At 70.0% G+C, this 19,987-nt stretch carries 23 protein-coding genes and 1 pseudogene; 16 read left to right on the forward strand and 8 right to left on the reverse strand.

The features are described from left to right. Positions 1 to 7: 7 nt before the first annotated feature. The gene (locus tag ABS642_RS17125) at positions 8 to 973 is read right to left on the reverse strand and encodes a WYL domain-containing protein (RefSeq protein WP_350351063.1); all 966 of its coding nucleotides are present in this window, start codon (positions 971 to 973) and stop codon (positions 8 to 10) included. 69 nt (positions 974 to 1,042) lie between these two features. Between ABS642_RS17125 and ABS642_RS17130 the strand changes: the two genes are divergently transcribed. Continuing rightward, entirely contained in the window at positions 1,043 to 2,194 is a 1,152-nt protein-coding gene (locus ABS642_RS17130; RefSeq protein ID WP_350351064.1) for an epoxide hydrolase family protein, read from the forward strand. 33 nt (positions 2,195 to 2,227) lie between these two features. Here the strand turns inward: ABS642_RS17130 and ABS642_RS17135 are convergent, their stop codons facing one another. The 3 genes from ABS642_RS17135 to ABS642_RS17145 are packed head-to-tail and all read right to left on the reverse strand — an operon-like array spanning position 2,228 to position 3,760. Then, positions 2,228 to 2,728, reverse strand: coding sequence for a GNAT family N-acetyltransferase (locus ABS642_RS17135; protein WP_350351065.1), 501 nt, complete (start codon positions 2,726 to 2,728; stop codon positions 2,228 to 2,230). Between the two features lie 11 nt (positions 2,729 to 2,739). Then, complete coding sequence (locus ABS642_RS17140; RefSeq protein ID WP_282215738.1) at positions 2,740 to 3,165, reverse strand: DUF1801 domain-containing protein; 426 nt, start codon at positions 3,163 to 3,165, stop codon at positions 2,740 to 2,742. A gap of 1 nt (position 3,166) precedes the next feature. After that, positions 3,167 to 3,760 carry an HhH-GPD-type base excision DNA repair protein gene (locus ABS642_RS17145; protein ID WP_350351066.1) on the reverse strand — a complete coding sequence of 198 codons (594 nt, stop codon included), beginning with the start codon at positions 3,758 to 3,760 and terminating at the stop codon, positions 3,167 to 3,169. Between the two features lie 73 nt (positions 3,761 to 3,833). Between ABS642_RS17145 and ABS642_RS17150 the strand changes: the two genes are divergently transcribed. Next, on the forward strand, positions 3,834 to 4,277 hold the full coding sequence (locus tag ABS642_RS17150; RefSeq protein ID WP_350351067.1) for a helix-turn-helix domain-containing protein: 444 nt from the start codon (positions 3,834 to 3,836) through the stop codon (positions 4,275 to 4,277). Continuing rightward, positions 4,274 to 4,612 carry a HepT-like ribonuclease domain-containing protein gene (locus tag ABS642_RS17155; RefSeq protein WP_350351068.1) on the forward strand — a complete coding sequence of 113 codons (339 nt, stop codon included), beginning with the start codon at positions 4,274 to 4,276 and terminating at the stop codon, positions 4,610 to 4,612. The genes ABS642_RS17150 and ABS642_RS17155 overlap by 4 nt, the downstream gene beginning before the upstream one ends. Positions 4,613 to 4,661: 49 nt before the next feature. Here ABS642_RS17155 and ABS642_RS17160 read toward each other — a convergent pair whose 3' ends face one another. Together ABS642_RS17160 and ABS642_RS17165 are read right to left on the reverse strand one after the other, a co-directional pair. Next, positions 4,662 to 4,901, reverse strand: coding sequence for a hypothetical protein (locus ABS642_RS17160; protein ID WP_350351069.1), 240 nt, complete (start codon positions 4,899 to 4,901; stop codon positions 4,662 to 4,664). A gap of 59 nt (positions 4,902 to 4,960) precedes the next feature. Then, positions 4,961 to 5,980: pseudogene (locus ABS642_RS17165) on the reverse strand (glutamyl-tRNA reductase); the annotation flags it as partial. A 72-nt stretch (positions 5,981 to 6,052) separates the two neighbouring features. Here ABS642_RS17165 and hemE point away from each other — a divergent pair. Beyond that, positions 6,053 to 7,078: a uroporphyrinogen decarboxylase gene (gene hemE, locus ABS642_RS17170; protein WP_350351070.1), complete on the forward strand. Its 1,026-nt coding sequence runs from the start codon at positions 6,053 to 6,055 to the stop codon at positions 7,076 to 7,078. Here hemE and ABS642_RS17175 read toward each other — a convergent pair. After that, positions 7,036 to 7,959, reverse strand: a complete 924-nt coding sequence (locus tag ABS642_RS17175; RefSeq protein ID WP_350351071.1) for an NAD(P)H-binding protein — start codon at positions 7,957 to 7,959, stop codon at positions 7,036 to 7,038. The genes hemE and ABS642_RS17175 overlap by 43 nt on opposite strands. 67 nt (positions 7,960 to 8,026) lie before the next feature. Between ABS642_RS17175 and ABS642_RS17180 the strand changes: the two genes are divergently transcribed. From ABS642_RS17180 to ABS642_RS17230, 11 genes are all read left to right on the forward strand, one after another. Further along, on the forward strand, positions 8,027 to 8,359 hold the full coding sequence (locus ABS642_RS17180; RefSeq protein WP_282215745.1) for a metalloregulator ArsR/SmtB family transcription factor: 333 nt from the start codon (positions 8,027 to 8,029) through the stop codon (positions 8,357 to 8,359). Between the two features lie 26 nt (positions 8,360 to 8,385). After that, positions 8,386 to 9,885: an FAD-dependent oxidoreductase gene (locus ABS642_RS17185; protein WP_350351072.1), complete on the forward strand. Its 1,500-nt coding sequence runs from the start codon at positions 8,386 to 8,388 to the stop codon at positions 9,883 to 9,885. A 105-nt stretch (positions 9,886 to 9,990) separates the two neighbouring features. Then, positions 9,991 to 10,398, forward strand: coding sequence for a hypothetical protein (locus ABS642_RS17190; protein WP_350351073.1), 408 nt, complete (start codon positions 9,991 to 9,993; stop codon positions 10,396 to 10,398). A 1-nt stretch (position 10,399) separates the two neighbouring features. After that, a complete protein-coding gene (locus ABS642_RS17195; protein WP_282215748.1) occupies positions 10,400 to 10,807 on the forward strand; it encodes a phage holin family protein in 408 nt (135 codons plus the stop codon). Beyond that, the gene (locus ABS642_RS17200) at positions 10,794 to 11,069 is read left to right on the forward strand and encodes a hypothetical protein (RefSeq protein WP_350351074.1); all 276 of its coding nucleotides are present in this window, start codon (positions 10,794 to 10,796) and stop codon (positions 11,067 to 11,069) included. The genes ABS642_RS17195 and ABS642_RS17200 overlap by 14 nt, the downstream gene beginning before the upstream one ends. 45 nt (positions 11,070 to 11,114) lie before the next feature. Continuing rightward, positions 11,115 to 11,792: a hydrogen peroxide-dependent heme synthase gene (hemQ, locus tag ABS642_RS17205; RefSeq protein WP_282215750.1), complete on the forward strand. Its 678-nt coding sequence runs from the start codon at positions 11,115 to 11,117 to the stop codon at positions 11,790 to 11,792. Positions 11,793 to 11,800: 8 nt separating this feature from the next. Next, positions 11,801 to 12,796: a hydroxymethylbilane synthase gene (hemC, locus tag ABS642_RS17210; protein ID WP_350351075.1), complete on the forward strand. Its 996-nt coding sequence runs from the start codon at positions 11,801 to 11,803 to the stop codon at positions 12,794 to 12,796. Next, entirely contained in the window at positions 12,793 to 13,587 is a 795-nt protein-coding gene (locus tag ABS642_RS17215; protein WP_282215752.1) for a uroporphyrinogen-III synthase, read from the forward strand. The genes hemC and ABS642_RS17215 overlap by 4 nt, the downstream gene beginning before the upstream one ends. Beyond that, the gene (gene hemB / locus ABS642_RS17220) at positions 13,584 to 14,561 is read left to right on the forward strand and encodes a porphobilinogen synthase (RefSeq protein WP_350351076.1); all 978 of its coding nucleotides are present in this window, start codon (positions 13,584 to 13,586) and stop codon (positions 14,559 to 14,561) included. The genes ABS642_RS17215 and hemB overlap by 4 nt, the downstream gene beginning before the upstream one ends. Before the next feature lie 30 nt (positions 14,562 to 14,591). Next, positions 14,592 to 15,914 (forward strand): glutamate-1-semialdehyde 2,1-aminomutase, encoded by a 1,323-nt coding sequence (locus ABS642_RS17225; RefSeq protein ID WP_350351077.1) that lies wholly within the window; start codon positions 14,592 to 14,594, stop codon positions 15,912 to 15,914. 183 nt (positions 15,915 to 16,097) lie between these two features. Further along, on the forward strand, positions 16,098 to 16,547 hold the full coding sequence (locus ABS642_RS17230; RefSeq protein WP_282215756.1) for a hypothetical protein: 450 nt from the start codon (positions 16,098 to 16,100) through the stop codon (positions 16,545 to 16,547). 67 nt (positions 16,548 to 16,614) lie between these two features. On the opposite strand, the gene ABS642_RS17235 is transcribed toward ABS642_RS17230, so the two are convergent. Further along, entirely contained in the window at positions 16,615 to 18,753 is a 2,139-nt protein-coding gene (locus ABS642_RS17235; RefSeq protein ID WP_350351078.1) for an ATP-binding cassette domain-containing protein, read from the reverse strand. A gap of 110 nt (positions 18,754 to 18,863) precedes the next feature. Between ABS642_RS17235 and ABS642_RS17240 the strand changes: the two genes are divergently transcribed. Continuing rightward, a complete protein-coding gene (locus tag ABS642_RS17240; RefSeq protein ID WP_350351079.1) occupies positions 18,864 to 19,925 on the forward strand; it encodes an enoyl-CoA hydratase/isomerase family protein in 1,062 nt (353 codons plus the stop codon). Positions 19,926 to 19,987 lie beyond the last annotated feature (62 nt).

A 19,987-nucleotide genomic window follows, 5' to 3' on the forward strand; every position in this document is an offset into this window, starting at 1 on the left:
AGCCGACTCAGGGAGCCGCGGATCCCGCGACCGCTCGGGCGTAGCGCTCCGAGAGCACCTGCAGGCGGGGGATGAGCTCCGGCGGCGATTCCACCGTGAAGTCCATCATCAGCATCCCGATGTAGGCCGCAACCGTGTCGAGGCTGTCGGCGCCGGTCACCAGCACGCAGTGGTCCTCGTCGATCGGCTCCACGACGCCGACCGCGGGATGGATGCGGTCGAGCACGGACTCCGCGGATGCGTCGATGCGCAGGCGCGCATGGACCTTCCAGCCGCTCTCGGCGATCGTGCGCATCATGAACGCGGTGTAGTCCCCGCCGGGCAGCGGCTGCGGATCGAAGCGCCGTCGGGTCGGCATCCGCAGTTCCATCCAATCGACCCGGTACGTGTGCCATTCGCCGGTCTGCGGGTCGCGCCCGACCAGGTACCACCGGCGATGCCAGGTGAGCAGACGATAGGGCTCCACCAGTACCGGCGCGTCCTGGTAGTCGAAGCGCAGCCATTCCTCGTTGCGGATGGCGCCGGCGATCTCGCGCAGGACGGTCGCATCGACCACGGGGTCTGGGGCGTCGGTGTCGTTGTTCTCGGGGGCGCGATCGATGGTCGACTTGAGCGCGTCGACCACGGGGCGCAGGTGCGACGGCAGCACCTGCTCGAGCTTCGCGAGCGCGCGTGCACCGGACTCCTCGACGCCGGCGATGCCCGCCGCGGCGCGCAGACCCACGGTGACGGCCACGGCCTCCTCATCGTCGAGGAGCAGCGGGGGCAGCTTCCCTCCGGCGCCGAGCCGGTAGCCGCCGACGGCTCCCCGCGTCGCGTCGACCGGATAGCCGAGCTCGCGCAGGCGATCGACGTCGTGCCGGATCGTGCGAGAGGAGACACCCAGCCGCTCCGCCAGGTCGCGCCCGGAGCGCTCAGGGCCCGTCTGCAGCAGCGAGAGGAGGGCGAGAAGCCGGGCGGTGGGATCGGCCATGAGAATCCCTTCGAGGAGGTTCTTTTATTAGGAACATATCCTACCTAATGGGCGAATATCGTCGGAGACATGAACAACACAACCGCTCCCCTCAGCATCCGCCCCTTCACCGTCTCGGTCTCCGACGCCGAGATCACCGATCTGCAGGATCGTCTCGCGCGCACGCGGCTTCCCCAGCCCTCTCCCACCGATGACTGGGATGCCGGCACCCCCAACTCCTATCTCCGCGAGGCCATCGAGGCGTGGCGCTCCTTCGACTGGACAGCCGTCCAGGAGCGGATCAACGCCGTCCCGAACTTCACGACCGAGATCGACGGGCAGACGATCCACTTCCTCCACGTCCGCTCCGCCGAGGAGGGCGCGACGCCGCTGCTGCTCGCGCACACCTACCCGGGATCGGCGGTCGACTACCTCGACGTGATCGACCGGCTCGTAGACCCGGTGGCGCACGGCGGCCGCGCCGAGGACGCCTTCGACGTGGTGATCCCGGATGCTCCCGGCTACGGCTTCTCGCAGCCGCTGGCCTCCGTCGGCTGGACGACCGCGAAGGTCGCGGAGGCGTACGACCAGCTGATGCGCGGCCTGGGCTACGACAGCTACGGCATCCACGGCTCCGACAACGGTGCGATGGTCGCGCGCGAGCTCGGTCTCCTGAACCCGGAGGGGTTCCTCGGGCTGCACGTGCTGCAGCTGTTCTCGTTCCCCTCGGGCGACCCGTCCGAGTTCGAGCGGCTCGAGCCGCAGGACTACGCCGGGCTCGAGCACATGCAGTGGTTCCAGTCGGTCGGCGGGTACAACACGATGAACTCCTCGCGGCCGCAGACCGTCTCGGTCGGCATCAGCGACTCCCCGATCGGGCTGCTCGCGTACAGCGAGCTGTTCAACTCGTTCGGCAACGGCACCTCGCTCGTGTCGCTCGAGCAGATCCTGCTCGAGGTCAGCGTCAACTGGTTCGCCAACGCGGCATCCGGCATGAGCCGCAGCTACCTGGAGAACGCCCGCGCCGACGGTGGCGAGGACGCGGCGCCGCAGATCAACGCCGCTCCGACCGGGGTCGCCGTGTTCAAGGACGACTTCCAGACGATCCGGGTCTTCGCCGAGCGAGACAACTCGAACATCGTGCACTGGAGCCGCTTCGACGAGGGCGGGCACTTCGCGGCCCTCGAGCGTCCGGATCTCGTCGCCGGCGACATCCGCGCGTTCTTCGCCGGGTTGCGCTGAGCGTGACCGCCCCGAGGCCCCGCCCCGCTGATCTCAGCGGGGCGGGGCCTCGTCGTGAAGGTCGAGCCACATGATCCGCAGGCCCACATCGCCTTCGATCGGATGCCGGAATGCACCGGGTGCGATGCCGATCGTGCGGAAGCCGAGATCCTCGTACAGGTGGACGGCGGATACGTTCGTCTCGACCACCGCGTTGAACTGCACTGCCGCGAAGCCTCCGCGCCGCGCCCAGTCGATCATGTCCTCCACGAGGGTGCGTCCCACGCGACGCCCTCTCGCGGCGGCGTCCACCATGAAGCTCGCGGATGCCACATGCGACCCCGGCCCCGGACGATTGGGGTACATGTTCGCGGTGCCGAGCACCTGATCGTCGGACACCGCGACGACGGTCCGCGCCGGAGCGCCCAGCATCCACATCCGGCGTGCGTCGGCCTCGCCCATGCCGGGGTCGTAGGCGAAGGTCGTCTGCTCGCGGATGACCTCGCGGATGATCGGCCAGATCTGCGGCCAGTCGTCGCCGGTGGCTTCGCGCACCGTGACGGCGCTCAGCTCGTGACCTCGATCTGCACCTCGTCCGTGCCGCCGGACTCCGCCCACGCGAGCGAGCGCTGCAGGATGCCGCGGAGCACGTCGAGGTCGATCTGCTCGAGGTCCTTGATGTAGACGCAGCTGACACCGGTCGTGTGCGGTCCGAGTTGCGCGAGAGCCTCGGCGTGGGCATCGGTGCCGTCGAGCAGATAGATCGTCGTCGACGCCTTGCGCGGGGCAAAGGCGAGGAGCCCGGTGTCGCCCTCCGTGCCGGTCGGGTAGCGGTAATGGCAGGAGCCGAAGCCGATGATCGTGCCCCAGGTCGCGGGTTCGCGGCCCGAGATCTCCTGCATCAGGGCGGTCAGCGTCTCGGCATCGCGCCGACGGACCGCGGGGGAGGAGCGGGCGATCAGGCCCGTGACGTCGGTACCGGTCGGCTCCATGTCACGCCTTCGCTTCCTTCGCGGCAGCCTTCATCGCCTTCTTGTGCTCCCGCACCTTCGTCAGCGACTCGGGCGACACGATGTCGGCGACGCTGCGGAACGATCCGTCCTCGCCATAGGCGCCGGCTGCCTCGCGCCAGCCTTCGCCCGTGAAACCGTACTGCTTGCCGAGGAGCGCGAGGAAGATCTTGGCCTTCTGCTCGCCGAATCCGGGAAGCGACTTGAGGCGCTTCAGCACCTCGGCGCCAGACGGCTGGGTCCCTGAGCCCGTCGAAGGGCGGGTCCAGAGCGCGCTGGCATCCCCATCCCAGTCATCGACGAGCGTCTGGCGCAGGGTCTGCACGCGCGTCGCCATCGAACCGGGGAAGCGGTGCACCGCGGGAGTCTGCTGGAAGGCCGCGAGGAACTCGTCGGGTGCCATGCCGGCGATCGCGGCGGCATCCGTCGCTCCGGTGCGCTGCTCGATCTTGAGCGGACCGGCGAACGCGGTCTCCATCGGCACCTGCTGATCCAGCAGCATCCCGACCAGCAGAGCCAGCGGGTTGTCGGTCAGCAGCTCGTCGGCGGCGGTGTCTCCGGTGATGTGAAGGGCCATGCAGCAAGTCTGCCAGTGGTGACCGCCCTCTTTCGCCCTTCCCTCGAGTCCGCAGGCGCGATATCATCGTGATATGAGTGAAACGCTGCGTGAGTCACGCGAGCGAGCTGGGCTCAGCCAAGCGCAGCTCGCGCTACGCAGCGGCGTTGCGCAGCCGAACATCGCGGCTTACGAGTCCGGGCGGCGGAATCCGTCTGCGGCGATGGTCGATCGGCTGCGGTCGGCCATGAGCCCCTTGCCTCACGAAGCGCTCGAACGGCATCGTGACGAACTCAAAGAGCTCGCTGCGGAGTACGGATTGAGTAACGTGCGCGTGTTCGGCTCCGCAGGGCAGGGCACGGACACCACGCAGAGCGACCTCGATATCCTTGTCACGCGCGCACCGCACGTGGGATTGCTGACGATCGCCGAGTTCTCCGTCGTCGCCGAACAGCTGCTCGGTGTCGCGGTCGACGTGGTCACAGACGGAGGGCTCCCCGCTGATCATCCGATCCTCCGGTCAGCGGTGGCCGCGTGAGTGATAGGGACGAACGGTCGTTGCGTGAGATCTTGCGGTTGTGCGACAGCGGCACGCGACTCGCCGGTCGAGGCCACGAATGGTACGTCTCGGATGATCTCAACACACCGGGGCTTGCGGCCGAATCGATCATCATCAAGATCGGTGAGAACGTCGCGCGGCTGAGCGATGAAACGATCGTCGCGAACCCGCAGGTGCCCTGGTCGAGCATCAAGCGCATGCGCGATCGGCTCGCGCATCACTACGAGGCGACTGATTACGACGCGGTGTGGGCCACGCTCAACGCCGATCTTCCCCGCGTGCGTGCGGCGATCGCATCGTTGCTCGCCGAGTGACCGATGGGGGACCGCAGGTCTGCGCCCCCCCTGGTCCAGAGCGGCACCGTTACGCGATCGAGGACTCGGGCCCCTGCTCGACGGCCGGTTCGACGGGGTCGATGCCGTAGAGAGCCCCCAGAGCGGCGGCGAACTCGTCTGCGCGACCGGCGGCGGCCAGTTCGTGCGCACGCGTGGTCGGGGTGTGCAGGAGCACTCCGGTGAGGTGACGGAGCGCCTGCTCGACGCGGCCGTCCTCGTCTCCGCGGGCGCGGGCACGGGCGATCTCGGACTCGAGGAGCGAGAACATTGTGTGCGCAGCGCGACCACCGACGGGGTCACGCTCTGCCGGGCGCCGACGACGTGGAACGTGTCGGCGGCTTCACGCACGACGCTGCGCGCGGCATCCGTCGCCTGGAGCTCTTCGAGCGGGGCGTGCAGACGGATCGTCTCGAGATCGAGCAGGGCGACGCCATCGAGAGCGCCGACGGCGGGGTCGACGTTGCGCGGCATGCCGAGGTCGACGACCAGCTGGCTGTGGGTTCCTGAGCCCGTCGGCGGGACCGGGCATCCGACGGCGGCGATGCCGACCGGGTGCTGCAGGTGCACCGGCCCGAGCACGGGCTCGGTCGCGGTCGTGCAGGTGATCAGCAGGCTCGAGTGCGCCGCGGCGCGGGCGTACTCGGCGGCGGCGACGGGGCGGATGCCGTGCTTCGCGGCGAACACCTCGGCGCGGCCGGAGGGCGAGTACACCGAGATGTCGACGGCGCCGCGTTCGCGCAGCGTGGCGAGGGTGACGGCGGCGTAGGCCCCGGTTCCGACGAGCAGCACGCGCTCGGCGGACCAGTCGGCGATGCGGCTGTCGGCCAACTCCAGGGCGAGGCGCACGAGGGAGCGTCCGGCGCGACCCAGGGCCGTGACGTTCTTGACCTTGCGCTGCGCCTGGCTCGCGCGCTGGAACAGCCTCTCGAGCTCGGGAGAGGTGGTGCCGTCCTTGCGCGCGGACTTCAGCGCGCGGCGCACCTGGCCGGCGATCTCGCCCTCGCCGGAGACGACGGATTCAAGTCCGGATGCCACGGAGAAGAGGTGCTCCGCGACCCGACGGCCGGAGTGCACCGCATAGGCGCCCTCGAACTCGGCGGCGCGGACACCGGTCGTCGACTCGACGGCTTCGAGCACGGCTTCGACGCCGATCGCGCCGGCGGCCGTGACCGGCTCATCCATCTCGACGTACGCCTCGAAACGATTGCAGGTCGCCAGAACGACCGCACCCTGCACGCACGGTGTCATGTCCACGAGAGTGGAGGCGACGTCGTCGGGGGTGCGGCTCAGGCGTTCGAGCAATTCGAAGGAGGCGGTCTTGTGACTCGCCGTCACACACAGCAGCACCCGTCGATTCTACCGGAGCCTGGGGCAGGACGTCTCCGCGGACTCATAACGACCGGATGGGAGGATGGAGTCATGGCCCTCTCCGACGCTCCGCTGCTGCGCGCCCTCGCAGGCGACCGCCCCGCCCACACCCCGGTGTGGTTCATGCGTCAGGCCGGCCGGTCACTACCCGAGTACCGCGAGCTGCGGGTCGGCACACGGATGCTGGACGCCTGCCTCACGCCCGACCTGGCGGCCGAGATCACCCTCCAGCCCGTCCGCCGACACGGCGTCGACGCCGCGGTGTTCTTCAGTGACATCGTCATCCCGCTGCGCCTCGCGGGTGTCGAGGTCGAGATCGAGCCCGGACGCGGACCGGTGTTCGCGAACCCGGTGCGCACGGCATCCGACGTCGACCGGATCACGGCCATCGACCCGGAGTCGCTGGACGGGACGGCCATCGCCGAGGCCGTCCGCCTCGTCACGGCCGAGTTGGGAGACACCCCGCTGATCGGCTTCGCCGGGGCACCGTTCACGCTCGCCGCCTACCTCGTCGAGGGCGGGCCGTCGAAGGAGCACCTGCGCGCACGGGCCATGATGCACGCCGACCCGGAGTCGTGGAACCGCCTCGCCGGCTGGCTCGCCCGGGTGTCGCGCCGCTTCCTCGAGACGCAGCGCGATGCCGGAGCATCCGTAGTGCAGCTCTTCGACAGCTGGGCGGGATCGCTCAGCCCGGCCGACTATCGCGCCTTCGTCGCGCCGCACTCGCACGCCGCCCTTCAGGGCATCGGCATCCCGACCATCCACTTCGGCGTCGGCACCGGGCCGTTCCTGGGCGACATGCGCCTCGACGGTGTGGCCGACGGCGTCGGTGTCGACTGGCGGCAGCCGCTCGACGAGGCCGCCGCGATCCTCGGACCGGATGTCACGGTGCAGGGGAACATCGACCCCGCGCTGCTCTCCGCGCCCTGGTCGGTGCTCGAGGCGCACGTGCGCGACGTGCTGGAGCGCGGGCGCGCCGCACGCGCCCACATCCTCAACCTCGGTCACGGTGTTCCGCCCGAGACCGACCCCGATCAGCTCACGCGCATCGTCGAACTGGTCCACGCGGAACGCTGAATCCGTCGGGCGAGCCGCAGGTCGGACAGCCCGAAGCGCCCCTCGGGGAGCGCCGCGCGGATGCGCTCGTCGCTGAACGGGCGTGAAGGGCGGAGGCCGACGGGCACCTCCGGGGCCGGCGGGGCGGCTTCGCTCACTCCCTCGGCCAGCATCCGCGCCTGCGCTTTCGCGACCAGCGGGACGACCATGATCCACTCCGTGAGCTGTGCGAGCATCCGGACGGTCCACACGGGAACGGGGAGGAACGCCGGACGACGCCCGGCGACCCGCGCGATGCGGCGGATGGCCTCGCCGAGAGTCACCTCGTCGACCCCCATCACGGCGACCGTCGGGTCGGAGATGCGCCCCTCGAGAGCCGCGACCAGCACGTCGACCGCGTCGTCGATCGGCACGGGGCGGGCGGTGCGCTCGCGGTAGCCGACCGTCCAGAACAGGGGCAGAGTCCGCACGGCGCGGGTGACGTGATCGACCATGTGGTCGCCGGGGCCGTAGATCATCCCCGACTTCAGGATCGTATGCGGGATGCCGGAGCCGCGCACGATCTCCTCGGCCTCCCACTTGGACTCGTGATAGCCGGAGCTGCAGTCGGGGCGTGCCCGCAGGAAGCTGACCATCACGATGCGCCGGACGCCCGCGCGACGCGCGGTCTCGACGACGGCCCTCGTCCCCTCGACGTGCACCCGCCGGAACGTCTGATCCCCGATCTCGCGGTTGATGCCGGCGCAGTGCGCCACGGCGTCGCACCCTTCGAAGGCGGCGGCGAGGGCGTCGACGTCGGTGATCTCCACTCCGTTGCGGCGAGAGATCACCACCGCGTCGTCGAAGCGCTCGGCCAGGTGCCGCCCGACGAACCCGCTTCCGCCCGTGATCGCAACTCTCATGGTGTCGCTCCTTCGCTTATTAGCTATGCAGCTAAAGAGTATCTAGCGAAGGTGCTATATTGCAAACATGGCAGATAGCGCGTCAGACATCTTCGCAGCGCTGGCCCACCCCACCCGTCGGCAGATCCTGCAGGACCTCAAAGCCGGCGAGCTCGCGGCCGGCGAGATCGCCTCGCGGTTCTCGGCGAGCGGGCCGACCATCTCCCGGCACCTGAGCGTGCTCCGTCAGGCCGGCCTCGTGAGCGAGCGACGCGACGGCAACCGCATCCTCTACTCGCTCGTCGGCGAGCGGCTGGCGCTCTCCGTCGGCGACTTCCTCTCCACGGTGTGCCCCGAGCAGATCGTGCTCCGCGAGGTCCGCAAGCGCGGCCGCGGCACCGCGACGCCCGTCGAGGCCTGATCGGCGCCGATGCGAGAATTGACGGCATGACCGTCGACTCCTCCCGCGACCCCGCCGCCCTCGCCGCTCGCGCCGCCGAGAGGCACGTCCTCGTCGTCGGCGGCGGCATCGGCGGTCTCATCGCGGCGCGCGAGTGCGCGAAGGTGGGCATAAGGGTCACGCTGCTCGAAGAGGCGGATGCCGTCGGCGGCGCGATCCGCCGGGCCCAGCTCGACGGCGTCGCGGTGGATGCCGGTGCCGAGAGCTTCGCGACCAGGGGCGGCCACGTGCGTGCGCTGCTGGAGGAGCTCGGCCTGACCGATCGCATCGTCGCGCCCGAGGCAGGGAGCGCCTGGCTCGCCGGCATCCCGGGCGTGGGCGCCGCGCCGCTCCCGGTAGGCGGCATCTTGGGCGTCCCGGCGAATCCGTTCCAGGACGACGTGCGTCGCGTCATCGGCTGGTCGGGCGCGTGGCGCGCCTATCTCGACCGGGTGCGCCCGCCCCTGACGATCGGGCATCAGCTCAGCCTCGGCAAGCTCGTCGCGTCGCGCATGGGCGCCAAGGTCCGCGACCGTCTCGTCGCCCCCGTCACGACCGGCGTCTACTCCGCCTCACCCGACGATGTCGATGTCGACATCGCTGCCCCGGGGCTCAACGCCGCGCTCACTCGCGTGGGCTCGCTCTCCGGCGCCGTGCAGGCGCTCCGTGACGGTGCGGGCGGTGCCGCGAAGGCACCGGGCGCCGCGGTCGAGGGACTCGTCGGCGGCATGAGCGTTCTCGTCGATGCGCTGGTGGAGGATCTGGACCGGTTCGGTGCCGAGGTGCGCACCGGCGTGCGCGTGCAGAGCGTCCGGAGGACCGACGCCGGCTGGACGGTCGACGCAGAGATCGAGTCCGATCCCGATGCCGACACTGACGAGGAAGCCGAGGAGCCCCTCTCGTTCACCGCGGACGCCGTCATCGTCGCCACCTCGGAGGCCGCGGCGCGAGCGCTGCTCACTCCCGGCGTCCCCGCCCTCGCACACGCTGCGCCTTCGTCGTCGCCGGAGATCGAGATCGTGACGCTGCTGCTCGATGCGCCGGGCCTGAGCGTCGCCCCGCGCGGCACCGGAGTCCTGACCGTGCCGGCCAGCCACACCGCCAAGGCGCTCACGCACTCCACCGCGAAGTGGGGCTGGCTGCGCGAAGCCGCCGGCGATCGCGAGATCGTGCGCGTCTCGTTCGGCGCGCAGGGCGAGCCCGCCGCGACCGCGGATCTGAGCGACGACGACGCGGCGGGACTCGCGCTGCGCGAGGCATCCGCGCTGCTCGGCGTGCCTCTCGCCCCTGGTTCTCTGCTCGCCGCGCACCGCGCGCGTTACGTCCAGTCGCAGCCCGCCTCGATCATCGGATCGGGCGAGCGTCGGGCCGCCGCGCGCGCCGCCGTGCAGGCCGTTCCCGGTCTCGCGGTCGTCGGCGCCTGGCTCGCCGGCACCGGCCTCGCGCAGGTGATCCCGGACGCGAAGGACGAGGCCGATCGCCTGCGTCGCACCCTGTTGTGGGAGTGAACAACCACCATGTGTCAACCCCTCGGTCGTTTAGATGCCGAATTCGGCATACGGGGTTACGCTGTGTACCTGACCCGCAGGACTCGAACAACGTGAGGAGACCCCATGAAGGGGAAGATCGGACTCGTCGTAGGACTCGGCGTCGGCTACGTCCTCGGCACTCGTGCCGGGCGCGAGCGGTATGAGCAGATCAAGACGCAGTGGCTCAAGCTCTATCACCTGGACCCCGTGCAGGAGCAGGTCGACAAGGTCAAGGGCTTCGTCGGTGACAAGGCTGCGGCCGTTCCCGGCGCGCTGTGGACAGGTGCAGTGAAGGTCGTCAAGTCCGTCAAGAGCAACGGCACTCCCGGGCAGAAGCTCGACGCCGTGATCGCCTCCGGCAAGGAGGCCGCGGAAGAGGTGGCCGACGCCGCCGACGACGCCGTGGACGAAGTGAAGGCGAAGGCGAACGCGTCCTCCTCCGCTGCGAAGCCGGCGGCGAAGAAGCCTGCTCCGAAGAAGCCCGGCGCCTGAGATGCCTCGCGGATACCGGGACCGCGCCGATGACAGTCTGCTGACGCTGCTCGGCGATCTGCCCGAACTCGTCACGAATCTCGTCAAAGCCGAGATCGACTCGGCCAAGGCGTGGATCTCGAAGACCGCGAAAGACGCCGGCATCGGTTCCGTCTGGTTCCTCGTCGCGCTCTTCTTCCTCTTCTGGGCCGTGCCGGTCATCCTCGTCTTCGCGATCGCCGGACTCTCGTCGTGGTGGCCGGTCTGGCTGTCGGCTCTGGCGGTCTTCGGCATCCTGATCGTCGCCGTGCTGCTGTTCGCTCTGCTCGGCATCCTGAAGTTCCGCAAGGTCCTCCGACGTCAGAATCCCGCTCAGGCGGTCGCGCAGGACATCCGAATCGTGAAGGAGGCCGGCGATGACGAATTCTGAGTCGCTCGTACCGCGCACCGTCGTTCCGGCGGGCATCGTCGATCCGCGGGACTCCGCGCGTGCCGAGCTGAAGGCTGCGCTCGCCGCGATCGAGGTCAAGGGCAACATCCCCCGTCGCATCGAGAAGGCATCGACGCGCGGCATCGCGAAGGCGCGCGTCTTCGCCGACCGCAACCCGATCGGCGCGGCCGCGGCCGTGATCGGCATCGCGGCGGCGGTCGGCGGGCTCGTCTGGGTCATCGCCCGCGTGATCTCGCGCTGACGCCCCGCGTTCGCGGGACCTCGGCAAAGGGGGCAGACTGGAGACATGTCCGAAGCGCTCGAAGAGAACCCGTCCGGATTCACCCTCTGGGCCGTGTGGCGACGCAATCCCGATGTCCCCGTCACCGAGTCCGACTCGACCGAACTCGAGACGATCGTCTCGTACGTCGAGGACTCCGGTGTCACCGTCCGCGGCTTCTATGACGTCTCGGGGCTGAAGGCCGACGCCGACCTCATGGTGTGGCTGCACGGCGAGACGGCCGAGGAGCTGCAGAAGGCGCTCCGTCGCCTGCGCCGCACGGAGCTGCTGCGCTCGCTGCTCCCGGTCTGGAACGTGATGGGCGTGCACCGCGACGCCGAGTTCAACCGCGCGCACGTGCCGGGGTTCCTCCGTGGCGTCGAGCCGAAGGACTGGCTCTGCCTCTACCCGTTCGTGCGCACCCCCGAGTGGTATCTCGCCCCCGAGGAGGAGCGTCGCAAGATGCTCGCCGACCACGGACGCAAGGGCGCCGCATTCACGGGCGTCATCGCGAACACGGTCGCCGCATTCGCTCTGGGCGACTACGAGTGGCTGCTGCCGCTCGAGGCCGACGACGTCACCGAGCTCGTCGACCTCATGCGCGATCTCCGTTACACCGACGCGCGTCTCTACGTGAAGGAGGAGGTGCCCTTCTACACCGGGCGCCGTCTGCGCTTCGACGAGATCGCGGACGTGCTGCAGTAGGCCGCCCGATGAGCACCCCGATCCGCCTGGGTACCCGGCGCAGCGCGCTCGCGCAGGCGCAGTCCGGTCACGTCGCCGCCGCCCTCGAGAAGGTGTCGGGGCGCCCGGTCGAGCTCGTCCCGATCACCAGCGAAGGCGACACGAACCGTGCGTCGCTCTCCGAGATCGGCGGCCAGGGCATCTTCGCCACGCGACTGCGCGAGGCGCTGTTCGCGGGGGAGTGCGACTTCCTCGTGCACTCGCTCAAGGATCTGCCGACCGCCATTCCCGACGGTCTGATGATCGCGGCGACGCCGAAGCGCGAGGATGCGCGCGATGTGGTGCTGACCCGCCTCGGCATCCCGCTGCACGAACTGCGTTCGGGCAGCACGGTCGGCACCGGCTCGCCTCGACGGATCGCTCAGGTGCACCGACGGGCGCCGTACGCCGAGGTCGTCGACATCCGGGGCAACGTCGACTCCCGTCTCGCGCGGGTCGCGTCCGGCGAGCTGGACGCCGTGATCCTCGCCGCCGCGGGACTCTCCCGGCTCGGGACGGACTCGCGCCTCCGCCGGGAGGAGCTCGGCCTCGCCGAGTGGCCGACGGCACCGGGCCAGGGATCCCTGGCTGTCGAGACGCGGACGGATGCTCCGGACGAGCTGCTCGCCGCCCTCGCTGCCCTGGACGACGAGGCGACCCGACTCGCCATCACGGTGGAGCGCGCGGTGCTCGAGGGACTGGATGCCGGATGCCAGGCTCCGATGGCGGCTCACGCGGTGGTCGAAGGGGCCGCGATCCGCGTCAGGACAGTGGTCTACGCGCCCGATGGAGGGCGGCGGATCGGCCTCGACGTCACCGAAGCCCTGAACGGGGAGTATATTCGTCGGAACGGCAGTGGCAATGGAGCGGATGCTGCCGATGGTGCAGACCCGATGCGCGCAGCGCGCGAGCTGGGGTTCACTGTTGCCCGTCGGCTGCTCGATCAAGGGGCGGCTGGACTCGTCTCCCGAGAGCAATCCTCATGACATCCGATACCAAGCAGGACCTACCGCTGTACGGCTGGCGCATCCTCGTGCCCCGTGGCGGGCCGTGGGGCGACGGCGTCGCCGCGAGCCTGCGCGCCCAGGGTGCGGTGCCGGTCGTCGCACCCCTCATCAACTTCGCCCCGACCAACGACCAGGCGGGGCTCGACGTCGCACTGGAGCAGCTCGCGGCCGGTGCGTTCGACTGGCTGACGGTCACGAGCGCCACGACCGTCGACGTGCTGTTCGCGCATCGCGCGGTCGTTCCTCCGACGACGCGGATCGCGGCGGTCGGCGAGACCACCGCGGCGGCCCTGCAGGCTGTCGGCTACGAGGTCGCGCTGGTGCCGACGCAGGACAACTCCGCCGAGGGGATGGCCGAGCAGCTGATCGCCCTGGAGACGGAGCCTCGTCGTATCCTCGCGCTGCGCAGCGAGATCGCGAAGCCCGTGCTCAGCGTGCAGCTGTCGAACGCGGGGCACGATGTCTCGAGCGTCGTCGCGTACCGCACGGTCGGCGTCCCGGTCACGGAGCGGATCCGCCGGGATGTCGAGAACGGCAGGATCAACGCGATCCTCGTGACGAGCGGCTCGGTCGCCGAGCAGGTGCGCGAGCAGTTCCCGGAGATCCCCGACGAGACGCTGCTCGCCGCGATCGGCCCGCGCACGGCGCGCGACGCCCTCAAGGCGGGCCTGCCGGTGTCGGTCGTCGCCGACCGACAGACGGTCGACGCGCTCATCGACGCGGTGTCGCACTTCACTCTTCCGCACGCGGCCGACGAGTTCGCGCCGTGAGCTTCCCCGAGGTCCGCCTGAGGCGGCTGCGCCAGTCGCGCGCCGTCCGCGATCTGGTCCGCGAGACGTCGCTGGAGCCGCGGCAGCTCGTGCTGCCCCTGTTCGTGCGCGAGGGTCTCACGGAGCCCGTGGCGATCGGATCGATGCCGGGTGTGGCCCAGCATTCGATCGACTCTCTCCGTGCCGCTGCTGTCGAAGCCGCGGAGGCGGGTGTCGGCGGCGTGATGCTGTTCGGCGTCCCCGCCGTGCGAGATGCCCGCGGATCCGGAGCCGACGACCCGCAGGGCATCCTGAACGTCGCGACGGAGGCTCTGGCTGCCGAGGTCGGCGACGCCCTCGTCGTGCAGACGGATCTGTGTCTCGACGAGTTCACCGATCACGGGCACTGCGGTGTCCTGGACGCCGAGGGCGCGGTCGACAACGACGCGACGCTCGAGCGCTACGCGTCGATGGCGCTCGCGCAGGCGAGGGCGGGGTCGCAGCTGCTCGGTCTCTCCGGCATGATGGACGGCCAGGTCGCCGTGATCCGCGCGGCGCTGGACGCCGAGGGTTTCACCGACACGTTGCTGCTGGCCTACGCGGCGAAGTACGCGAGCGCGTTCTACGGACCGTTCCGCGAGGCGGTGGACTCGCAGCTGACGGGTGACCGCCGCACGTACCAACTCGACCCCGGCAACCGTCGTGAGGGCGTGCGCGAGGCCGTCGTAGACGAGGCCGAGGGTGCGGACATCGTCATGGTCAAGCCCGCGATGGCCTTCCTCGACGTGCTGCGCGAGGTGCGCGACACCGTCAATATTCCGGTGTGGGCATACCAGGTCTCCGGCGAGTACGCCATGATCGAGGCCGCATCCGCGAACGGCTGGATCGACCGTCGCGCTGCCGTGCTGGAGTCCCTGCTCTCCATCCGCCGTGCGGGAGCCGACACTGTTCTGACCTACTGGGCGACGGAAGCCGCCCGTTGGCTGCGCGCCTGAGCATCCGGCGCATTCTCTCGAAGGGCCCTGATGACCGACCGCAATGACGACCTGTTCTCCGCTGCCCGTGCGGTGATCCCCGGCGGGGTCAACTCACCGGTGCGCGCGTACGGTTCGGTGGGCGGCACGCCGCGCTTCCTCGCGTCGGCCTCGGGTGCACGGGTTACGGATGCCGCGGGTCGCGCGTATGTCGACCTCGTCGCCTCGTGGGGTCCGGCGCTGCTCGGGCACGCGCACCCGGAGGTCGTCGCCGCCGTGCAGGAGGCCGCCACCCGCGGGTTGTCGTTCGGCGCTCCGACCGAGGGCGAGGTCGAGCTGGCCGCGCTGATCGCCGACCGGGTGCGCTTCGGCGACGTCCGCCCGGTCGAGCGCGTGCGTCTGGTATCGACGGGTACTGAGGCCACCATGACCGCGATCCGGTTGGCCCGTGGTGCCACGGGTCGCGATCTGCTCGTGAAGTTCGCCGGCAACTACCACGGGCACTCCGACGGGCTGCTCGCCGAGGCGGGCTCGGGCGTCGCGACGCTCGCGCTCCCCGGTTCGGCCGGCGTTCCGGCTCCGATCGCCGCCCAGACGCTGGTGATCGGATACAACGACCCGGAGGCACTGGCGGCCGTGTTCGCCGAGCACGGCCCGCGCATCGCGGCCGTCATCGTCGAGGCCGCCGCGGCGAACATGGGTGTCGTCGCCCCGCTCCCCGGGTTCAACCGCCTCATCGCGGAGACCGCGCACGCGCACGGGGCGCTGATGATCCTCGACGAGGTGCTCACCGGATTCCGCGTGCACCCGGCGGGATACTGGGGCCTGCAGGCCGCGGCAGGCGAGGAGTACCTGCCGGACATCATCACTTTCGGCAAGGTCGTCGGCGGAGGGATGCCGCTGGCCGCGCTCGGTGGCCGCGCCGAGGTCATGGATCTTCTCGCCCCTCTCGGGCCGGTCTACCAGGCGGGCACGCTCTCGGGAAATCCGCTATCGGTCGCGGCGGGCCTGGCCACGCTGCGCCTCGCGACGCCGGAAGTGTACGCGACGGTGGACGCGGCATCCGCTCGTCTGGTGGCGGCTCTCGACGCCGCCCTCTCGGATGCCGGAGTCACCCACGCCGTCGCCACGGCTGGGAACCTGTTCAACGCGTCTTTCCGCGCCACCGCGCCGCGCGACTACGCCGAGGCGCAGGCTCAGGAGTCGTTCCGGTATGCGCCGTTCTTCCACTCCATGCGCGAGCAGGGTGTGGCACTGCCGCCGAGCGTCTTCGAGGCCTGGTTCCTCACGGCCGCGCACGGCGACGAGGAGCTCGGATTCATCGAGGCCGCACTGCCGGCTGCGGCTGCCGCCGCGGCATCGGCTCACGCGTAGGCAGCGCCAGCGGAGACGAGGGCCGCGCACGGGCGTCGGCCGGCCGGGCGAGCTCAGGTCAGAAGATATGTCCGAATGCGCACGAGCTGATCCCGGTCAACTGGTCCGATCCCACAATGGATCGTTGCGTTCCTGTGAGCAACTTCCAGACAACTGGGAGGGCCGCGCTGGCAGACTGGGTTCATGGTGACGTTGCTGCTGGACCAGACGCAACTGGAGGTCGTGCTCTCGCCGATCGAGCGTGCCGCCACCTTCCACCGCAGCAACCTGCAGGTCGTGCGTGAGACCATCACCAAGGTGCAGCTGACGGAAGATGCCTGGACGTGGCTGCGCGGGGTACCGAACCCCGGAACCCACATCCCCGGCGTGCTCGCGGCTGGCAGCTGGAAGGCGGCGGGAAGCCTCGACTTCGTGCTCATCCGTCGCCGACGACCCGGTGTCGTGATCGACCTCGAGGGTGACGAGCAGTACCGCCGGCTGATCCTGAGCACACGTCACGGTCTCGCGCTCACTCAGGCGCTCCGTCTCGACGTCTCCACCGAGCCCGCGGACGTCGAGGAGATCGTCGCGACCGCGCCGACCCCCGTCTCGAAGGGGAGCCGCCGGCCGGTCATCCGTCCGCGTCCCGCCTGATCCACCCGATCATCGAGAAAGCCCTCCGCACCTTTCGGCGCGGAGGGCTTTCTCGTCAGCGGGCGACTCAGCCGTGGTGATGCTCGTCGCCGTGGTGCTCGTGGTTCTCGTGGTGTTCCGCGTGCTCGTGGTTCTCCGCGTGCTCGCCGTGATTCTCCGCGTGCTCGTCGTGGTTCTCGTCCTGCTCAGCAGCCTCGGTTTCGGCCTCGGCGGTCTCGGATTCGCCCTCCGGGGCGGGCTCGCCCGCGGTCGGGACGCTGTCGATCACTCCGGTGGACGCGACCGTCCAGTGCGTTCCCTCGTCGGAGGACTCGTCCTGCGGGTAGTCCTTCGGCTCGTCGTCGTAATAAGCACGAGCGGCGGCCGCGAGCATGGAGCTGACGGCGGCCGACCGGGGGTCCTCGTCGCCGTCAGCGGCGGAACCCTCGGCGTCGGCCGTGCCGGACTGCGCCTCGTCGTGCTCAGGCTCCGAGTGCTCCGCCTCGGTGTTCTCCGCCTCGGTGTTCTCGTTCTCGGTGGCGGCGTCGGTGCCCGGCTCTGCGTCGTGCGCCGGGTCGGCGTTCTCGTCGTCCGACGCGGCCTCGTTCTCCGTGTCCGTGGCGTCGGAAGCGCTGTCGGTCGTCTCATCAGCGCCGCCGAGCTCTGTGAAGAACTCGACGCCGGCGTGAGCGTCGTCGGTCGGCTGGTCGGTGTCGGCCTGCGCGGCGTCATCGGATTCCGTGGTCTCGGATGCGACCGGAGTCGACGTGCCGAACAGGATCTCGTCGAACGAGCGCGTCGGCGCGGCGTCCTCGGCTGCGTCGTCCTGAGGCGCGTCGTCCTGAGGGGCATCGTCGGGCGACGTGCCGTCAGCATCGTGCTGGTCGACCGTCTCGGATTCCGGAGCCTCGTCGCCCTCCCCGTCAACGGGGCGCTCCTCGATCGAGCCTTCTTCGATCGGGTTGTTTTCGACGGGGCTGTCTTCGACGGCGCTGTCTTCAACAGCGATGTCATCGGCGGCGCTGTCTTCGCCAGCGATGTCTTCCACGACGCTGTCCTCGGCGGCACTGTCCGCGACCGTGATGTCCGCAACTGCGATGTCCTCGACGGTGACGTCCTCGATGACGCTGTCCTCGATCGCGCTGTCCTCGGCAGAAACCTCAGCAGCCTCTGCCTCGGCCACCGCCGTCTCGGGTGCATCGTCGAGAGCAGCGGCACCCGCGACACCGACGACTCCTGCGGCGACGGCTCCGGCCGCGAAACCTGCAGCGGGCGCGTCAGCGCTCTCCACCGTGACGGGCTGCGACGCAGCACCCGCGGCACGCAGGGTGGGCCTGCCGCCCCGGACGTGCTCGATGAACACGTCCTCCAGAGTGGGACCGCGCTGGACGAGCGTGCTCAATGCGATTCCGGCGGCAGCCGCGACGGCGCCGACGGTTCCGGCGTCTCCGCCGCGCACGTTGAGTCCGGAGCGCAGCACCTCGACGTCGAATCCTGCCGTCGACAGAGCGGCCGTGAGCGCGGCGCGGTCCACGGCATCCACGACCACCGAGCCGCCCTTCGGGTCGGCGAGCGTCTCGATGCCGCTGGCGAGCACCAGCTGCCCCTTCGACAGGACGAGGACGTTGTCGGCGATCTGCTCGACCTCGCTGAGGAGGTGCGAGGACACGAGGACAGTACGGCCCTCGTCGGCCAGGCGTCGCATCAGCAGGCGCATCCAGCGGATGCCCTCGGGGTCGAGTCCGTTCGCCGGCTCGTCGAACACGAGGGCTCCGGGGTCTCCGAGGAGGGCGTTCGCGATGCTCAGCCGCTGGCGCATGCCGAGCGAGAATCCGCCGATGCGCGAATCGCCCTCGCCCTCGAGGCCCACCATCGCGAGCACCTCGCCGACGCGCGCGAGCGGAATGCCGTTCGCCTTCGCGGCGATGGTCAGCTGCCGGTTCGCGGTCCGGCGCGGACGGTAGACCGTCTCCTCGAGCACGGAGCCGATGATGCGCAGCGGCTGGCGCAGCTCTGCGTAGGCGGTCCCGCCGATGGTGGCGGTACCGGAAGTGGCTCGGATCTGACCGAGCAGGATGCGAAGAGTGGTGGTCTTGCCCGCCCCGTTCGGACCGAGGAAGGCGGTGACGGCGCCGGGCTCGACTCGTGCCGAGAAATCGGAGACAGCGGTCACCTCATTGAAGCGCTTCGTCACATTCGTGAACTCGAGCACCTGTCCGTCGGGCATCCGCGACCTCTCGTTGCAATGAACAGTTCCCCCTATCCTGCCGGAAAAGCGCCCGGATCGCGTATTTCGTGCGGATTGGGACCCCGCGCCGACGGAGTAGCCTGGCACGCGTGACCGACACCATCACTGCGCCCCGCGTCCTCATGAGCAAGGAAGGAGCGCTCGGCCGGCTCACCCTCAACCGCCCCGAGGCGATCAACGCGCTCGACCTCGGCATGATCGAGCTGCTCACGCAGGCCCTCACCGCCTGGATCGACGACACCGACGTGCAGATCGTCCTGATCGACGGAGCGGGGGAGCGCGGGATGTGCGCGGGCGGAGACGTGCGCGCCCTGCACGGCCAGATCGTCTCCGGCCAGGCCGAGCGAACCGCCGAGTTCTTCCGCGCCGAGTATGCGCTGAACGCGCTGATCGCCGAATACCGCAAGCCCGTCGTCGCGATCGCGGACGGCATCACGATGGGCGGGGGCATCGGCCTGGCCGGTCACGCCGCGATCCGCATCGTCACCGAGCGCTCGAAGCTGGCGATGCCCGAGACCCGTATCGGATTCACCCCCGACGTCGGCGGCACCTGGCTGCTCGGGCGTGCGCCCGGCCACTTCGGCGAGTACTTCGCCCTCACCGGCTCGACGATGGACGGGGCGGATGCCGTGCTCCTCGGGTTCGCCGACCACTTCGTCCCCTCGGAGAGACTCGACGCCCTGCGCGAGGCGCTCGCCTACCGCGCCGATCCCACGGGGCCCAGCGAGATCGTGCTGCTGTTCGACGAGACGCCCGACCCGTCGCAGCTCCCCGCGTCGCGCACATGGATCGACGAGGCGTTCTCCGCGCCGACGGTGGTCGAGATCGTCGAGCGCCTGCGGGGACAGGGGACGACGGATGCCGCCGCCACGGCCGACCTCCTGGAAGAGCTCGCACCGACCGCGCTCGTCGTCACGCTCGACGCCGTGCGCGAAGCGCGGGGCTTCCCGAACCTGCGTGCGGCGTTGGAAGGCGAGTACCGCCGCGTGCTGTGGTTCGTGAACGAGCATCCGGATCTCGTCGAGGGCATCCGCGCGCAGCTCGTCGACAAGGACCGCGATCCGAAGTGGCAGCCGCCCACGCTCGCCGAGCTGGAACCGGATGCCGGCGCCGGCGCGCGCGACTACGTGCCGGAGCATCCGCTCTTCTGAGTCTCCATCCTCGCGAGGAGACCGTCTCCATCCGCGCGAATACAACTCGAGCGTTGTTCGCC

The organism is Microbacterium sp. A8/3-1, from assembly GCF_040267695.1.
GTDB classification, from domain to species: Bacteria; Actinomycetota; Actinomycetes; order Actinomycetales; family Microbacteriaceae; genus Microbacterium; species Microbacterium luteolum.

Excerpts from the sequence above, each read along its gene's own strand:
- ABS642_RS17235 (WP_350351078.1), bottom strand. The coding sequence starts at position 18,753 with ATGCCCGACGGACAGGTGCTCGAGTTCACGAATGTGACGAAGCGCTTC.
- ABS642_RS17175 (WP_350351071.1), bottom strand. The coding sequence starts at position 7,959 with ATGAGAGTTGCGATCACGGGCGGAAGCGGGTTCGTCGGGCGGCACCTG.
- ABS642_RS17225 (WP_350351077.1), top strand. The coding sequence starts at position 14,592 with ATGACCGACCGCAATGACGACCTGTTCTCCGCTGCCCGTGCGGTGATC.
- ABS642_RS17190 (WP_350351073.1), top strand. The coding sequence starts at position 9,991 with ATGAAGGGGAAGATCGGACTCGTCGTAGGACTCGGCGTCGGCTACGTC.
- ABS642_RS17180 (WP_282215745.1), top strand. The coding sequence starts at position 8,027 with ATGGCAGATAGCGCGTCAGACATCTTCGCAGCGCTGGCCCACCCCACC.
- ABS642_RS17145 (WP_350351066.1), bottom strand. The coding sequence starts at position 3,760 with ATGGCCCTTCACATCACCGGAGACACCGCCGCCGACGAGCTGCTGACC.
- ABS642_RS17150 (WP_350351067.1), top strand. The coding sequence starts at position 3,834 with ATGAGTGAAACGCTGCGTGAGTCACGCGAGCGAGCTGGGCTCAGCCAA.
- hemQ (WP_282215750.1), top strand. The coding sequence starts at position 11,115 with ATGTCCGAAGCGCTCGAAGAGAACCCGTCCGGATTCACCCTCTGGGCC.
- ABS642_RS17230 (WP_282215756.1), top strand. The coding sequence starts at position 16,098 with ATGGTGACGTTGCTGCTGGACCAGACGCAACTGGAGGTCGTGCTCTCG.
- hemE (WP_350351070.1), top strand. The coding sequence starts at position 6,053 with ATGGCCCTCTCCGACGCTCCGCTGCTGCGCGCCCTCGCAGGCGACCGC.
- ABS642_RS17160 (WP_350351069.1), bottom strand. The coding sequence starts at position 4,901 with ATGTTCTCGCTCCTCGAGTCCGAGATCGCCCGTGCCCGCGCCCGCGGA.
- ABS642_RS17200 (WP_350351074.1), top strand. The coding sequence starts at position 10,794 with ATGACGAATTCTGAGTCGCTCGTACCGCGCACCGTCGTTCCGGCGGGC.
- ABS642_RS17195 (WP_282215748.1), top strand. The coding sequence starts at position 10,400 with ATGCCTCGCGGATACCGGGACCGCGCCGATGACAGTCTGCTGACGCTG.
- ABS642_RS17215 (WP_282215752.1), top strand. The coding sequence starts at position 12,793 with ATGACATCCGATACCAAGCAGGACCTACCGCTGTACGGCTGGCGCATC.
- ABS642_RS17185 (WP_350351072.1), top strand. The coding sequence starts at position 8,386 with ATGACCGTCGACTCCTCCCGCGACCCCGCCGCCCTCGCCGCTCGCGCC.
- ABS642_RS17130 (WP_350351064.1), top strand. The coding sequence starts at position 1,043 with ATGAACAACACAACCGCTCCCCTCAGCATCCGCCCCTTCACCGTCTCG.
- ABS642_RS17140 (WP_282215738.1), bottom strand. The coding sequence starts at position 3,165 with ATGGAGCCGACCGGTACCGACGTCACGGGCCTGATCGCCCGCTCCTCC.
- ABS642_RS17125 (WP_350351063.1), bottom strand. The coding sequence starts at position 973 with ATGGCCGATCCCACCGCCCGGCTTCTCGCCCTCCTCTCGCTGCTGCAG.
- hemC (WP_350351075.1), top strand. The coding sequence starts at position 11,801 with ATGAGCACCCCGATCCGCCTGGGTACCCGGCGCAGCGCGCTCGCGCAG.